General features: G+C 72.9%; 12 protein-coding genes. 3 read left to right on the top strand and 9 right to left on the bottom strand.

What is annotated here, in order from left to right; genetic code table 11:
* Positions 1-135: 135 nt before the first annotated feature.
* From FHR36_RS17155 to rimP, 5 genes are all read right to left on the bottom strand, one after another.
* Positions 136-432 carry a DUF503 domain-containing protein gene (locus FHR36_RS17155; RefSeq protein ID WP_253798094.1) on the bottom strand — a complete coding sequence of 99 codons (297 nt, stop codon included), beginning with the start codon at positions 430-432 and terminating at the stop codon, positions 136-138.
* Between the two features lie 121 nt (positions 433-553).
* Positions 554-3,646 (bottom strand): translation initiation factor IF-2, encoded by a 3,093-nt coding sequence (gene infB / locus FHR36_RS17150; protein ID WP_308199399.1) that lies wholly within the window; start codon positions 3,644-3,646, stop codon positions 554-556.
* A gap of 183 nt (positions 3,647-3,829) precedes the next feature.
* Complete coding sequence (locus tag FHR36_RS17145) at positions 3,830-4,123, bottom strand: YlxR family protein (protein ID WP_253799359.1); 294 nt, start codon at positions 4,121-4,123, stop codon at positions 3,830-3,832.
* A gap of 82 nt (positions 4,124-4,205) precedes the next feature.
* On the bottom strand, positions 4,206-5,207 hold the full coding sequence (gene nusA / locus FHR36_RS17140; RefSeq protein WP_253798092.1) for a transcription termination factor NusA: 1,002 nt from the start codon (positions 5,205-5,207) through the stop codon (positions 4,206-4,208).
* Between the two features lie 2 nt (positions 5,208-5,209).
* Positions 5,210-5,758 carry a ribosome maturation factor RimP gene (gene rimP / locus FHR36_RS17135; protein WP_253798090.1) on the bottom strand — a complete coding sequence of 183 codons (549 nt, stop codon included), beginning with the start codon at positions 5,756-5,758 and terminating at the stop codon, positions 5,210-5,212.
* Positions 5,759-6,000: 242 nt separating this feature from the next.
* Between rimP and FHR36_RS17130 the strand changes: the two genes are divergently transcribed.
* From FHR36_RS17130 to FHR36_RS17120, 3 genes are all read left to right on the top strand, one after another.
* Positions 6,001-7,065 (top strand): ferritin-like domain-containing protein, encoded by a 1,065-nt coding sequence (locus FHR36_RS17130; protein ID WP_253798089.1) that lies wholly within the window; start codon positions 6,001-6,003, stop codon positions 7,063-7,065.
* Between the two features lie 71 nt (positions 7,066-7,136).
* Positions 7,137-8,063 carry an aminoglycoside phosphotransferase family protein gene (locus FHR36_RS17125; RefSeq protein WP_253798087.1) on the top strand — a complete coding sequence of 309 codons (927 nt, stop codon included), beginning with the start codon at positions 7,137-7,139 and terminating at the stop codon, positions 8,061-8,063.
* Between the two features lie 70 nt (positions 8,064-8,133).
* The gene (locus FHR36_RS17120; protein WP_253798085.1) at positions 8,134-8,679 is read left to right on the top strand and encodes a GNAT family N-acetyltransferase; all 546 of its coding nucleotides are present in this window, start codon (positions 8,134-8,136) and stop codon (positions 8,677-8,679) included.
* 24 nt (positions 8,680-8,703) lie between these two features.
* On the opposite strand, the gene FHR36_RS17115 is transcribed toward FHR36_RS17120, so the two are convergent.
* The 4 genes from FHR36_RS17115 to dxr form a co-directional block, all read right to left on the bottom strand.
* The gene (locus FHR36_RS17115) at positions 8,704-9,579 is read right to left on the bottom strand and encodes a GNAT family N-acetyltransferase (RefSeq protein WP_253799356.1); all 876 of its coding nucleotides are present in this window, start codon (positions 9,577-9,579) and stop codon (positions 8,704-8,706) included.
* A 127-nt stretch (positions 9,580-9,706) separates the two neighbouring features.
* Positions 9,707-10,867, bottom strand: coding sequence for a flavodoxin-dependent (E)-4-hydroxy-3-methylbut-2-enyl-diphosphate synthase (gene ispG, locus FHR36_RS17110; RefSeq protein WP_253798083.1), 1,161 nt, complete (start codon positions 10,865-10,867; stop codon positions 9,707-9,709).
* Between the two features lie 154 nt (positions 10,868-11,021).
* Positions 11,022-12,326 (bottom strand): M50 family metallopeptidase, encoded by a 1,305-nt coding sequence (locus FHR36_RS17105; RefSeq protein ID WP_253798081.1) that lies wholly within the window; start codon positions 12,324-12,326, stop codon positions 11,022-11,024.
* Positions 12,327-12,363: 37 nt separating this feature from the next.
* A complete protein-coding gene (gene dxr / locus FHR36_RS17100) occupies positions 12,364-13,593 on the bottom strand; it encodes a 1-deoxy-D-xylulose-5-phosphate reductoisomerase (RefSeq protein ID WP_253798080.1) in 1,230 nt (409 codons plus the stop codon).
* Positions 13,594-13,603 lie beyond the last annotated feature (10 nt).

Below are 13,603 nucleotides of genomic sequence, written 5' to 3'. Positions count from 1 at the left end.
TCGTGCAGTGAGCGCGGTACCCGGGTCATGACCTCTCCCGGTGGGGCCCATCCCCCAACGTACCCGCCCGCGCCCAGCCTTGTGGGCGCTCTCGGTCCTTGGCGGGTGTGAGAGTGGTGACTCCCGCACCCGCGCTCAGTCATCGTCGTCGTGGTGGTAGCGCCTCCGTGCGGAGAGCAGCATCACCTCGGGGCGGCCGGCGACGAGCCGCTCACAACTGTCCAGGATCTCGGTGACGTAGCCGGCGTCGCCGGCCACCACCGCACAGCCGATCTCGGCCCTGCGGTGCAGATCCTGGTTTCCGGTCTCTGCGGCGCTGACGCTGTACTTGCGCTGCAGTTCGGCCACGATGGGCCGCACGATCGAACGCTTCTCCTTGAGCGAGTGGACGTCGCCGAGGAGCAGGTCGAACGTGAGTGTTCCTACGAACATGAAGGGCAGGTCTCGCCGACCTGAAGGCCTCGAAGGATTCCCAGCACTGGGACCCTAACAGCGAGACCGGGGCCGGTCGACGGGATAAAAACCCCGCCGACCGGCCCCGTCAGCCACTCACTTATGCGCGCGGCTTCTCGCGCATCTCGTAGGTCTCGATGACGTCCTCGACCTTGATGTCGTTGAACGAACCGAGCGTGACACCGGCCTCGAAGCCCTCGCGGACCTCGGTCGCGTCGTCCTTGAAGCGGCGCAGACCCTCGATCGAGAGGTTCTCCGCCACGACCTTGCCGTCGCGCAGCAGGCGGGCCTTGGCGTTGCGGCGCAGCAGGCCCTCGCGGACGATGACACCCGCGATGTTGCCGAACTTGGAGGAGCGGAAGACCTCGCGGATCTCCGCGGCGCCGAGGCGCACCTCCTCGTACTCCGGCTTGAGCAGGCCCTTGAGCGCGGCCTCGATCTCCTCGATCGCCTGGTAGATGACCGAGTAGTACCGGATGTCGACGCCCTCGCGCTCGGCCGCGGTACGGGCACGCCCCTCGGCGCGCACGTTGAAGCCGATGATGATGGCGTCCGAACCCATCGCCAGGTCCACGTCGGACTCGGTGATGGCACCCACACCGCGGTGCAGGATCCGGAGCTCGACCTCCTCGCCCACGTCGAGCTTGACGAGGGCGTCCTCGAGGGCTTCGACGGAACCGGAGACGTCACCCTTGATGATGAGGTTGAGCTTCTCGATGGAGCCGGCGGCCAGGGCGGCCTCCAGACCCTCGAGCGAGACCCGCACGCGGCGCTGCGCGAAGGACGCGTTGCGGTCGCGGGCGGCGCGCTTCTCGGCGATCTGGCGGGCGGTGCGGTCCTCGTCGACGACGATGAAGCTGTCGCCGGCGCGGGGCACCGAGGTCAGACCGAGCAGCAGGACCGGACGGGACGGGCCGGCCTCGGCGAGGCTGTTGCCGTTCTCGTCCAGCATGGCGCGGACGCGGCCGTAGGCGTCACCGACGACGACCGAGTCACCGACGCGGAGGGTACCGCGCTGGACCAGCAGGGTCGCCATGGCGCCGCGGCCCTTGTCGAGGTGGGCCTCGATCGCGATGCCCTGCGCGTCCTGCTCCGGGTTGGCCCGCAGGTCGAGCGAGGCGTCCGCGGTCAGGACCACGGCCTCCAGCAGCGAGTCGATGTTCAGACCCTGGCGCGCGGAGATGTCGACGAACATGGTGTCGCCGCCGTACTCCTCGGCCACCAGGCCGAACTCGGTCAGCTGACCGCGGACCTTGGTCGGGTCGGCGCCCTCGACGTCGATCTTGTTGACGGCGACCACGATCGGCACACCGGCGGCCTTGGCGTGGTTCAGCGCCTCGATCGTCTGCGGCATGACACCGTCGTTGGCCGCGACCACCAGGATCGCGATGTCGGTGGACTTGGCACCACGGGCACGCATGGCGGAGAACGCCTCGTGACCCGGGGTGTCGAGGAAGGTGATCGGACGCTGCTCGCCGTTCACCTCGGTGACCACCTGGTAGGCACCGATGTGCTGGGTGATGCCACCGGCCTCGCCGGCCACCACGTTGGTCTTGCGGATGGCGTCCAGCAGGCGGGTCTTACCGTGGTCGACGTGACCCATGACGGTCACGACCGGCGGACGCGGCGCCAGCATCTCCTCGTCGCCCTCGTCGGCACCGAAGTCGATGTCGAAGGACTCGAGCAGCTCGCGGTCCTCGTCCTCCCGGCTGACGATCTCCAGGACGAAGCCCATCTCGCCGGCCAGCAGCTCGAGGGTCGCGTCGGAGACCGACTGGGTGGCGGTGACCATCTCACCGAGGTTGAACATGACCGAGACGAGCGCAGCCGGGTTGGCGTTGATCTTCTCGGCGAAGTCCGTCAGGGAGGCACCACGCGACAGGCGGACCGTCTGGCCGTTGCCGCGGGGCAGCATCACACCGCCGACGGACGGGGCCTGCATGGCCTCGTACTCCTGGCGCTTCGCCCGCTTCGACTTGCGACCACGGGCCGGACGGCCACCGGGGCCACGGCCGAAGGCACCCTGCGTGCCACCACGGGCACCCGGGCCACCGGGACGACCGCCGAAGCCACCGGGACGGGCACCGCCGCCACCGAAGCCGCCGCCGCCACCGGCGCCGCCACCCGGACGGGGGCCGCCGAAGCCGCCACCGGCCGGACGCGAGCCCGGACCGGCCGGACGGCCCTGGAAGCCGGGACGGGCACCGCCCGGAGCACCCGGACGCGCACCGGGGCCACCCGGACGCGGGCCCGGACGCGGGCCGGGACCGGCCGGACGCTGCGGCATCATGCCGGGGTTCGGACGGGGCATGCCGGACGGGCTCGGCCCACCCGGACGCGGGCCGGCCGGACGCGGCAGACCGTCGGGACGCGGGGCACCGGCACCCGGACGGGGACCGTCGGGACGCGGAGCGCCACCCGGACGCGGAGCGCCACCGGGACGGGGACCGCGCTCGCCACCGGCACCCGGGGCACCGCCCGGACGCGGGCCGCGCTCGCCGGCACCGGGACGCGGACCGCGCTCGCCGGCACCCGGAGCACCCGGACGCGGGGCGCCACCCGGACGCGGACCGCGCTCACCGGCGGCCGGGCCACCCGGACGCGGGGCGCCGGGACGGGCCATGCCGGAGGCACCGCTGGAGGTGAAGGGGTTGTTGCCCGGACGGGGACCGGCCGGACGCGGGCCCGGACGGGCCGCGGGGTTCGCCGCAGCCGGACGCGGCGCGGCGGCCGGACGGCTCGGCGCCTCGGCGGCCGGAGCCGGCGAGGAGAACTCGGCAGCGGGCGCCGCGGGGGCGGCCGGCGCAGCCGGGCGGGCAGCCGGACGCGGACCGGGGGTCGGCGCACCGGGCTTGGCGGCCGAACCGGCGGGACCGGCGGCCGGGGTGGTGGTGGGACGGGGGCCCGGCGTCACACTCGGACGCGGGCCGGGGGTGGGCGCACCCGGCTTGGGTGCGGCCCCGCCGGAGGCGGCGGGGCTGGGCGCCGCGGGCTTCCGCGGGCCAGGCTTGGCGGACGCGCCACCGGACGGCGGCGTCGCTCCCAAAGCGTCAGTCAACTTGCGCACGACCGGCGCCTCGATCGTCGAGGACGCCGAACGCACGAACTCACCGAGCTCGGTGAGCTTGGCCATGACGGCCTTGCTCTCCAAGCCAAGCTCCTTGGCGAGTTCGTAAACCCGGACCTTAGCCACTTCACTCCTGTCTATGAGTCCGGGGTAATCGTCCGCCGGACTGTCGCTACTTCATGGGCGTACTCATCGCGTACTCATCGAGTGCTCATCGCAATCTCGACCTACTTCCATCTCGCGAGGTACCTGACATGTCGCACGGCGTGCCGATGCCGTGCGCTGGTGCGTGCTGCGGTGCTGCGTCACTCAGGGCGTGGACGTGAGGCCGGCCCTCTCCTCGACGAAGGTCCGCAGCACGGCGGTGTCGAGTGCTCCCTGGAGCCGGAAGGCCCGGGGGAACGCCCGTCGGCGTACCGCGAGATCGAGGCAGCTCGGGTCGGGGTGCAGATGTGCACCCCGGCCCGGCAGTGTGCCGCGGGGGTCTGGGACGCATGCGTCCTCGACCGCCGCGACACGCAACAGCTCGTGCTTGGCCGCGCGCTTGCGGCAGCCCACGCAGGTGCGTTCAGGGCATGCGCGGACATGCGTCCGGCCAGACACGCTCAAGTCTACCCCTCCGAAGGGTCATGCTGCCGCCCGGTTGATCGCGCACGCGATCGCCGGAGGACATCTACAACGCCGACTACTGGTCCTGGGATTCCCCGACGGGCACCTCGGTGTCCGGGCGGATGTCGATCCGCCAGCCGGTGAGGCGGGCCGCCAGGCGGGCGTTCTGGCCCTCCTTGCCGATCGCCAGCGACAGCTGGTAGTCGGGCACGATCACCCGCGCGGAGCGCTGGGCGTAGTCGACGATCTCCACCTTCGTCACCCGGGCGGGGGACAGCGCGGCGGCGACCATGTCCGCCGGGTCCTCCGACCAGTCGACGATGTCGATCTTCTCGCCGTGCAGCTCCGACATCACGGTGCGCACCCGCATGCCGTTCGGGCCGATGCAGGCGCCCTTGGCGTTCAGGCCGGGCTTGCGCGACCAGACCGCGATCTTGGTGCGGTGGCCGGCCTCGCGGGCGATCGAGGCGATCTCCACCGAGCCGTCCGCGATCTCCGGCACCTCCAGCGCGAACAGGCGCTTCACCAGGTTCGGGTGGGTGCGCGACAGCGTCACCGACGGGCCGCGCACGCCGCGGCGCACGCCGACCACGTAGCACTTCAGCCGGGTGCCGTGCTTGTACTCCTCGCCGGGGACCTGCTCCTGCGGCGGCAGGATGGCCTCCAGCTTGCCGATGTCGACCAGGATGTTCTTCGGGTCGTTGCCCTGCTGGACGACACCGGTGACGATGTCGCCCTCCTTGCCGGCGTACTCGCCGAAGGTCTGGTCGTCGGCCGCGTCACGCAGCCGCTGCAGGATCACCTGCTTGGCGGTGGACGCGGCGATCCGGCCGAACCCGCTCGGGGTGTCGTCGAACTCCTTGGGCTCCACGCCCTCGTCCAGCTCGGCCGCGTCCTCCAGCGCCCACACCGTCACGTGGCCGCTCTTGCGGTTCAGTTCGACCCGCGCGCGCCGGCGCGAGCCCTCGGTGCGGTGGTACGCGATGAGGAGCGCCGACTCGATCGACTCGACCAGCAGGTCGAACGGAACGCCCTTCTCGGTAACCAGCCCACGCAGGGCGCTCATGTCGATGTCCACGGCTACGCCTCCTCTTCCTCTACGTCGTTGTCCGCACCTTCGAAGTCCGGGGCGGCATCGAGCAGCTCCTCGTCCTTGCGGTTGAACTCCACCTGCACGCGGGCCCTGGCGACCTCGGCGAACTCCAGGCGGCGCTCCTTCGGACGGCCGCGGCCCTTCACCGGCTGCACCTCGACCAGGGCGCCGTCCTCGTCGCTCTCCAGGATCCGCGCGGTGAGCTCACCGCCGTCGACCAGCTTGACCGCGGCCAGCCGGCCGGTCGCCCGGCGCCAGTGGCGGGGCTCGGTCAGCGGGCGCTCGGCGCCCGGGGAGCCGACCTCCAGCAGGTACGCGGCGCTGCCCATCAGGTCGGAGTCGTCCAGGGCCTGCCCGACCGCGCGGGAGAACTCGGCGATGGTGTCGAGGTCGACGCCGCCGTCGGCGTCCACGTCGATCTGCACCTGGCGGCGGCTGCCGGCCTGGGTGACCTTGACCTCTTCCAGGTCCAACCCGGCCTCGGCGGCGAGCGGCTCAAGCAGCGCGCGCAGCCGGTCGGTGGGGGTGGTGCTCATCCGGGTGACTCCTCGGCCGCGTCTGCTGTTGTCAGAAGGTGCTAACTCATGGCGAAGCCTATCCGGTCAACCCCGGAACCGCCGATTCCGGCCGGTCGGGGCCCCCGGTCGGGCCACCCCCGCTGCGAGCAAGGTCACAGGCGGCGGATAACCTCCATCGTTGCTCCGGAGCCGTGAGGGTCCGGTCATGGTTCATCACACCGGGGACACAGGGTCCCCCACGAGCACCAGGGAGCGTGTCCATGCCGTCCCCCACCAGGCGGACCTTCCTGGCTCTCGGCGCGCTCACCGGCGTCCAGCTGCTCAGCGGCTGCACCGACGAGCACGAGGCCGAGCGCAAGCAGGCCGAGGACACCGACCGGGCGGTCCGCGTCCGGGCGGTGGCCGCCACCGACGCGCTGCTCGCCTCGTACGACGCCGTCATCGCCGGGCCGGGGGCGGCCCAGGCCGACACCCTGAACGACCTGCGCGACGATGTCGCCCAGCACCGCGACGCCCTCGCCGAGGGCCTGCCCTCGAACCCGCCGTCCGCGTCCCCGGCGGCCGGCACGACGGCCCCCGCCGCAAGCGTCGCCGCGCTGGCCGCGGCCGAGCGGCAGACCGCCGTTGCCCGGCTGGCCGACCTGGACGCCGCCTCCCCCGCGCTGGCCCGGCTGCTGGCCTCGGTCTCCGCGTCCGACGCGGCCCACGCCGCCGCGCTCGGCGACACCGCGCCGCTCACCCCGGCCGCCGCGCCCTCCGCGTCCCCGTCCGCCTCCGCCTCGGGCACCGGCACCGGCACCGGCACCCCGGCCGGCTCGGGCGGCGCCGCCACCCCCGAGAGCGCCAAGCCCTCGCCGTACCCCTCGGCCGGCGCGGCGGCCCTGCAGGCTGCGCTGGGCGCCGAGCACGCGGCCGTGTACGGCTACGGCGTGGTCGGCGCGTTCCTGGCCGCGGGCCCGCAGCGCGAGGACGGCCGCACCTCGTACGCCGCCCACCAGGCCCGGCGGGACGCCTGGCAGCGGATGCTCGCCGCCGCCGGCACCTCGCCCGCCGCCGCCGCGCCCGGCTACCAGCTGCCCTTCCAGGTGAAGGACGCCGCCACCGCCGGCCAGCTGGCCGCCCACATCGAGACCCAGCTGACCGCCGTCTACGCCGACCTGGTCGCCGCCGCCACCGGCCCGCTGCGCGCCGAGGCGGCCGCCGCCCTGCGGGAGACCGCGCTGCGCGCCGTCCACTGGGGCGCCGACCTGCCCGCGCTGCCGGGCCTCCCGTCCACCGACGGCACCTCCCCGGGGGTGTCGCAGAGCGCGTCGCCGAGCGCCTGACCAGCGCGCTTCGCCCGATGTCCGACAATGGCGGCAGCACCTCGGGGGGACGGACCGACCGAAAGGCCAGCATGTCGGCACAACCTGGGCAGATCACCATCCCCGAGCGGCTGACCGAGACCGTCCGCGCGGAAGCGGGCGAGCCCGGACTGGCCTGGCTGGACGCCCTGCCCGAGCGCTTCACCGAGCACCTGCGCCGCTGGGGCCTCACCCTGGAGCGGATCGCCGAGCCGGGCGGCCGGGTCAGCCTGATCGGCTACGTCCACCGCGAGGACGACCTCTCCCCCGCCGTCCTGAAGGTCGGTGTCCGCACCCCGGAGACCGAGCAGGAGCACGCCGCGCTGCGCCAGTGGGCCGGCCGCGGCGCCGCGCTGCTGCTCAACGCCGACCCGGCCGCCGGGGTCCTGCTGCTGGAGCGGCTGCACGGCGACATCCCGCTGCGCTCGCTGGCCGAGGACAAGGCGATGCTGGAGGCCTCCGGGCTGCTCCGGCGGCTGTGGGTGGACCCCGCCGAGGGCCACCCCTTCGCCACCCTCGCCGACCGGGTCGCCCTGCGCACCGAGCGGATCCTCGACCGTCGGACGCTCGCCCCGGACGCCGTCCCGCTGGTCGACGAGGCGCTGGAGACCGCCGCTGCCCTGCTCGCCGACGGCGGCGGCGGACCGGCCCAGCTGCTGCACGGCGACTTCCACCACGGCAACGTGCTGGCCGCCGACCGCGCGCCGTGGCTGGCCATCAGTCCCCGCCCGCTGGTCGGCGAGCGCGCCTTCGACCTGGCCCGGCTGGTCCGGGACCGGGTGGACACCCTGGCCGGCTCCCCCGGCCCCCGGGCCGCCGTCCGCCGCCGCCTCGCCCGCCTTGCCGACGCCGTCGACCTCGACGGCGACCGGGTGCGCGGCTGGACGCTGCTGCGCAGCGTGGACGCCGGCCTCGCGGCCCTCGCCGCGGGCGACCGCGGCACCGGCGAACTCTGCCTGGAGTTCGCCGGCTGGCTGTGACGGCGGGCGGGTGCGGCCGACCTCCCGGAGTGATCGTCGGGCGGCGCGTCCAAGTAGTAACGTCCCGGTCATGGAGCAGCTCACCGAGGTGACGATCGAGTCCATCGACCTGGCGGCGTGCGCGCCGGCGGTCCTGGAGGTCCAGGCGGTCGCCTTCGGGCTGCTGCCGGAGGAGGTGGCGATCCGGCTGCCGATCGTCGGTCGCCACGCGCTGCAGCCGGGGGTGATCGCGCTGGGCGCGCTCGCCGAGGGCCGGCTGGTCGGCTTCGGCTACGGGATGCCCAACCGGCGCGACCACTGGTGGAGCACGGTGATCGAGCCGTACCTGGCGGCCCGCGGCAACGACCACTGGCTGGACGACGTCTTCGCCGTCACCGAGCTGCACGTGCTGCCCGACTACCAGGGCCGCGGCATCGGCAGCTCGCTGATCCGCACCCTGTGCGAGCGCTCCGGCCGGCCCCGCTCGATCCTGTCGGCGATCGACGCCGAGACCCCGGCCCGGCGGCTGTACCGCGCGCTCGGCTACCAGGACCTGGCCCGCGCGGTGCGCTTCCCCAACACCGTGCGCCCGTACGCGGTGATGGGCGCCCCGCTGCCGCTCAACGAACCGCGCTGAGCACCGCGGCGGTGCCGGGCGCCGTCAGAACAGGACGCTCATGAAGGCGCCCACCTCGCGGAAGCCGACCCGGTGGTACGCGGCGCGGGCGCGGACGTTGAAGTCGTTGACGTAGAGCGACACCACGGGGGCCACGTCGGTCAGCGCGAAGTCGAGGACGGCGGCCATCCCGGTCTCGGACAGGCCCCGGCCGCGGAACTCGGGGGCGACCCACACGCCCTGGACCTGGCAGGCCCCGGCGGTGACCGCGCCGATCTCGGCCTTGAACACCACCTCGCCGTCCTCGCCGAATCGGGCGAACGACCTTCCGGCGGCGACCAGTTCGGCCACCCGGGCCTGGTACAGCAGGCCACCGTCGCCGGCCAGCGGGGAGATCCCGACCTCCTCGGTGAACATCGCGACGCAGGCCGGCATCACCGCCTCGACCTCGTTCCGGAGCACCCGCCGCACCAGCGGGTCGGGCTCGACCCCGGTGGCGCGGGTGGCGGTGGCCATCAGCGGCTGGTGGGCGCGGACCTCACGGGCCGGTCCCCAGCTGCGCTCCAGCAGCGCCCACAGGGCGGCGGTGGACTCGGCCGGGCCGACGATCGAGGAGCAGCGGCGGCCCTGGCGCTTGGCCCGCTCGGCGAAGGCCCGGACGGCCTGAGGCCCGGCGTTGACCGGGACCAGGTTGGCGCCGGCGTAGCAGAGCGACTCCAGTCGGCCGTCCTCGTCGTGCCAGCCCCACATCTCGCCGCCGAGCCGCCAGGGGTCGAGGCCGACGGCCTCCACCCGGGTGGCCACGAAGGCGTTGGCGACGGGGTCGCGGTGGAGGATCTCCAGGGCGTCGTCGAGATCGGGGGCGTCCAGGATCCTGGTCGCGGACAGGGCCCGGGCGACCTGGAAGGGGCCGGGGAGCATCACACCTCGGTCGAGCACGGGCGTACCTCTCTGGTTCACTCCTGCCGCAGGACCCTACTCCCCATTCGGCCGCAGGCAAGACTGCGGGGCCGTCCGTGGACGGACGGCCCCGCCTGACGTCAGGCCGTCACTCGGCCGCCACGACGACGGGGGCGCCGGACTCGACACCCTCCTCCTGCATCTGCTCGGCCAGCTTGAGGGCCTCCTCGATCAGGGTCTCGACGATCTTCGACTCGGGCACGGTCTTGATCACCTCGCCCTTGACGAAGATCTGGCCCTTGCCGTTGCCGGAGGCGACGCCGAGGTCGGCCTCGCGGGCCTCGCCCGGGCCGTTGACGACGCAGCCCATGACCGCGACCCGCAGCGGCACCTCCATGCCCTCCAGGCCGGCGGTGACCTCCTCGGCGAGCTTGTAGACGTCGACCTGGGCGCGGCCGCAGGACGGGCAGGAGACGATCTCCAGGCCGCGCTGACGCAGGCCCAGCGACTCCAGGATCTGGTTGCCGACCTTGATCTCCTCGGCCGGCGGGGCAGAAAGCGAGACCCGGATGGTGTCGCCGATGCCCTCGGCGAGCAGGGCGCCGAAGGCGACCGCCGACTTGATGGTGCCCTGGAAGGCCGGGCCGGCCTCGGTGACGCCCAGGTGCAGCGGGTAGTCGCAGGCGGCGGCCAGCTGGCGGTACGCGTTGATCATCACGACCGGGTCGTTGTGCTTGACCGAGATCTTGATGTCGCGGAAGTCGTGCTCCTCGAACAGCGAGCACTCCCAGAGCGCAGACTCCACCAGCGCCTCGGGGGTGGCCCGGCCGTACTTCTCCAGCAGGCGCTTGTCGAGCGAGCCGGCGTTGACGCCGATCCGGATCGGCACGCCGGCGTCCTTGGCGGCCTTGGCGATCTCGCCGACCTTGTCGTCGAAGGCCTTGATGTTGCCCGGGTTCACCCGGACGGCCGCACAGCCGGCGTCGATCGCGGCGAACACGTACTTCGGCTGGAAGTGGATGTCGGCGATCACCGGGATCTGCGACTTCTTGGCGATGATCGGAAGCGCGTCGGCGTCGTCCTGCGACGGAACGGCGACCCGGACGATCTGGCAGCCCGAGGCGGTCAGCTGGGCGATCTGCTGCAGGGTGGCGTTGACGTCGGAGGTCAGCGTGGTGGTCATCGACTGGACCGAGATCGGGGCGTCGCCGCCGACCGGGACGTTGCCGACCATGATCTGACGCGAGTACCGCCGCTTGGCGAGCGGCTTGAGCGGCAGGGACGGAATACCGAGCGAGATCGCGGACATGTGCGCAGGGTTCCCCTGGGTGAGGTCGGTGAGCCGGCCGGTGGAACCTGGCCGGGCCGGGCGCGTCGTAATCAGGCGCGCCCGGCGTCCAACGGTACGCCACGCCCCGGGGGCCGGGCACATTCGCCCGGCCCGGCGAGCCCCGGCCGGACCCTCAGTTGATCCGCACCGGGTTGACCACGTCGGCGACCATCACCAGGCCGGTGAAGGCGACGAAGACCGCGGCCACCACGTACGCCAGCGGCATCAGCCGGGCCACGTCGAACGGGCCCGGGTCGGGGCGGCGGAAGAGCCGGGCGAAGGTGCGGCGCACCGACTCCCACAGCGCCCCGGCGATGTGCCCGCCGTCCAGCGGCAGCAGCGGCAGCATGTTGAACAGGAACAGCGCCAGGTTGATGCCGGCCAGCAGGTTGACCGACATGGCGAGCTTCTGGGTGAGCGGCAGGTTCATCGAGAAGACGTCGCCGCCGAGCCGGGCCGCGCCGACCATGCCGATCGGGGAGTCGGTGGAGCGCGGGGTGCCGTCCACCACGGCGTGCCACAGGCCGGGGATCTTGCCGGGCAGGGCGACCAGCGAGGAGACGCCGGTGCGGGCCATGCCGGCCATCTGGTCGGCGCTCTGGGACAGGCTCAGGTGGCGCACGCCGTTGGCCGGGGTGATGCCGAGGAAGCCGACGTCGTCGGTCTTGCCCTTGATCGGGTTCCCGTCCTTGTCCAGGGCGGCCAGGGTGTTGGTGATGATGGCGGCGTTCAGGGTCTGCTGCTCGCCCTTGCGGTCGATGACGATCGGCACCGACTTCCCGGCCGAGTGCCGGATCAGGTCCTGCAGCTGCGGGTAGGTGTCGATCTTCGTCCCGTCGAAGCTCAGTACCTTGTCACCTGCGCGCAGGCCGGCCAGGTTGGCGGGCGTCGGGGTGGCGTCGGCCTTGCAGCTGTCGGTCGGCTCGCCGACCTTCACCACGCACTGGCTGACCTCCTTCACCGTGGGCACCGCGGTCTGGATGCCGATGCCCATGAACAGGGTGAGGAACAGCCCGATCGACAGGATCAGGTTCATGAACGGGCCCGCGAACATCACGATGACCCGCTTCCACGGCTTGCGGGTGTAGAAGAGCCGGGTGTCGTCGCCCTCCTGGAGCTCCTCGTACGAGGCCTCGCGGGCGTCCTCGATCATGGTGCGCCAGGGCGAGCTGGAGCGCTTGGTTATCCGGCCGTCCGCACCCGGCGGGAACATCCCGATCATCCGGATGTAGCCGCCGAGCGGGACCGCCTTCAGCCCGTACTCGGTCTCCCCGCGCCGGGTCGACCAGATGGTCCTCCCGAAACCGACCATGTACTGCGGGACCCGGATGCCGAAGAGCTTGGCGGTGGAGAGATGCCCCAGCTCGTGCCAGGCGATCGAGAACAGCAACCCGACCACGAAGATCAGGATGCCGAGCACCCACATCAACTGCTCCACCGTTTCTCCTCCGCCGTCCCGCTCGGTCCGTCCGCTCTCAGCCCGCCGCCAGCTCGCGGGCCCGGGCGCGCGCCCAGGTCTCCGCGTGGAGTACGTCCTCGACGGTGAGCGAAGTTCCCTCGGCCGGCGTGCCGTGTTCGGCGACCACCTTCGCCACAGTGTCCACGATTCCGGTGAAGGGAAGCGCGCCCTTCAGGAATGCGTCCACACATTCCTCATTGGCGGCGTTGAACACGGCCGGGGCGGTGCCGCCGAGCCGGCCGACCTCGCGGGCCAGCTCCACGGCCGGGAAGGCCTCGTTGTCGAGCGGGAAGAACTCCCAGGTCGCGGCCTTGGTCCAGTCGCAGCCCGGGGCCGCGTCGGCGACCCGGTCCGGCCAGCCGAGACCCAGCGAGATCGGCATCCGCATGTCCGGCGGGCTGGCCTGCGCCAGCGTCGAGCCGTCGGTGAACTCCACCATCGAGTGGACGATCGACTGCGGATGGACCACGACCTCGATCCGGTCGAACGGCACGTCGTACAGCAGGTGCGCCTCGATCACCTCCAGGCCCTTGTTGACCAGGGTGGCCGAGTTGATCGTGATGACCGGGCCCATCGCCCAGGTCGGGTGGGCCAGCGCGTCCGCCGGGGTGACCGCGGCCAGCTCCTCGCGGCTGCGGCCGCGGAACGGACCGCCGCTCGCGGTGACCACCAGCTTGCGCACCTCGGCCCGGCTGCCGCCGGCCAGCGCCTGGAAGATCGCGGTGTGCTCGGAGTCCACCGGCACGATCTGGCCCGGCCGGGCCAGTGCCTTCACCAGCGGGCCGCCGACGATCAGTGACTCCTTGTTGGCCAGCACCAGCACCCGGCCGGCCCGCAGGGCGGCCAGGGTGGGGCGCAGGCCGATCGACCCGGTGATGCCGTTGAGCACCGAGTGGCACTCCATCGCCGCCAGCTCGGTGGCGGCGTCCGGACCGGCCAGGATCTCCGGCAGCGCCCGGCCGGCCGCCTTGGCGGCCAGCGCCGCGCGCAGGGCCGGCACCGCGGCCTCGTCGGCCACCGCGACGGTGTGCACGCCGAGGGTCAGCGCCTGCTCGGCGAGCAGTTCGACCCGGCCGCCCGCGGCCGACAGGCCGACCACCCGGAAGCGGTCGGGGTTGCGCAGCACCACGTCGATGGCCTGCGTGCCGATCGAACCGGTGGAGCCGAGGAGGATCAGCTCCCGGGGTCCGTCCGGGTCCTTGACGGTCGGGGTGAAGCGCAGCTGCGGGTGGGCGAGCGAGTTCATGCCCCCTATT

Source organism: Kitasatospora cinereorecta (genome assembly GCF_024172095.1).
Lineage (GTDB): Bacteria > Actinomycetota > Actinomycetes > Streptomycetales > Streptomycetaceae > Kitasatospora > Kitasatospora cinereorecta.
This window is presented reverse-complemented; position numbering and strand designations above follow the sequence as displayed.

Bases quoted from the DNA above. Each gene is read 5' to 3' on its own strand.
- ispG (WP_253798083.1), bottom strand. From the start codon at position 10,867: ATGTCCGCGATCTCGCTCGGTATTCCGTCCCTGCCGCTCAAGCCGCTC.
- FHR36_RS17115 (WP_253799356.1), bottom strand. From the start codon at position 9,579: ATGCTCCCCGGCCCCTTCCAGGTCGCCCGGGCCCTGTCCGCGACCAGG.
- FHR36_RS17130 (WP_253798089.1), top strand. From the start codon at position 6,001: ATGCCGTCCCCCACCAGGCGGACCTTCCTGGCTCTCGGCGCGCTCACC.
- dxr (WP_253798080.1), bottom strand. From the start codon at position 13,593: ATGAACTCGCTCGCCCACCCGCAGCTGCGCTTCACCCCGACCGTCAAG.
- FHR36_RS17125 (WP_253798087.1), top strand. From the start codon at position 7,137: ATGTCGGCACAACCTGGGCAGATCACCATCCCCGAGCGGCTGACCGAG.
- FHR36_RS17120 (WP_253798085.1), top strand. From the start codon at position 8,134: ATGGAGCAGCTCACCGAGGTGACGATCGAGTCCATCGACCTGGCGGCG.
- rimP (WP_253798090.1), bottom strand. From the start codon at position 5,758: ATGAGCACCACCCCCACCGACCGGCTGCGCGCGCTGCTTGAGCCGCTC.
- FHR36_RS17155 (WP_253798094.1), bottom strand. From the start codon at position 432: ATGTTCGTAGGAACACTCACGTTCGACCTGCTCCTCGGCGACGTCCAC.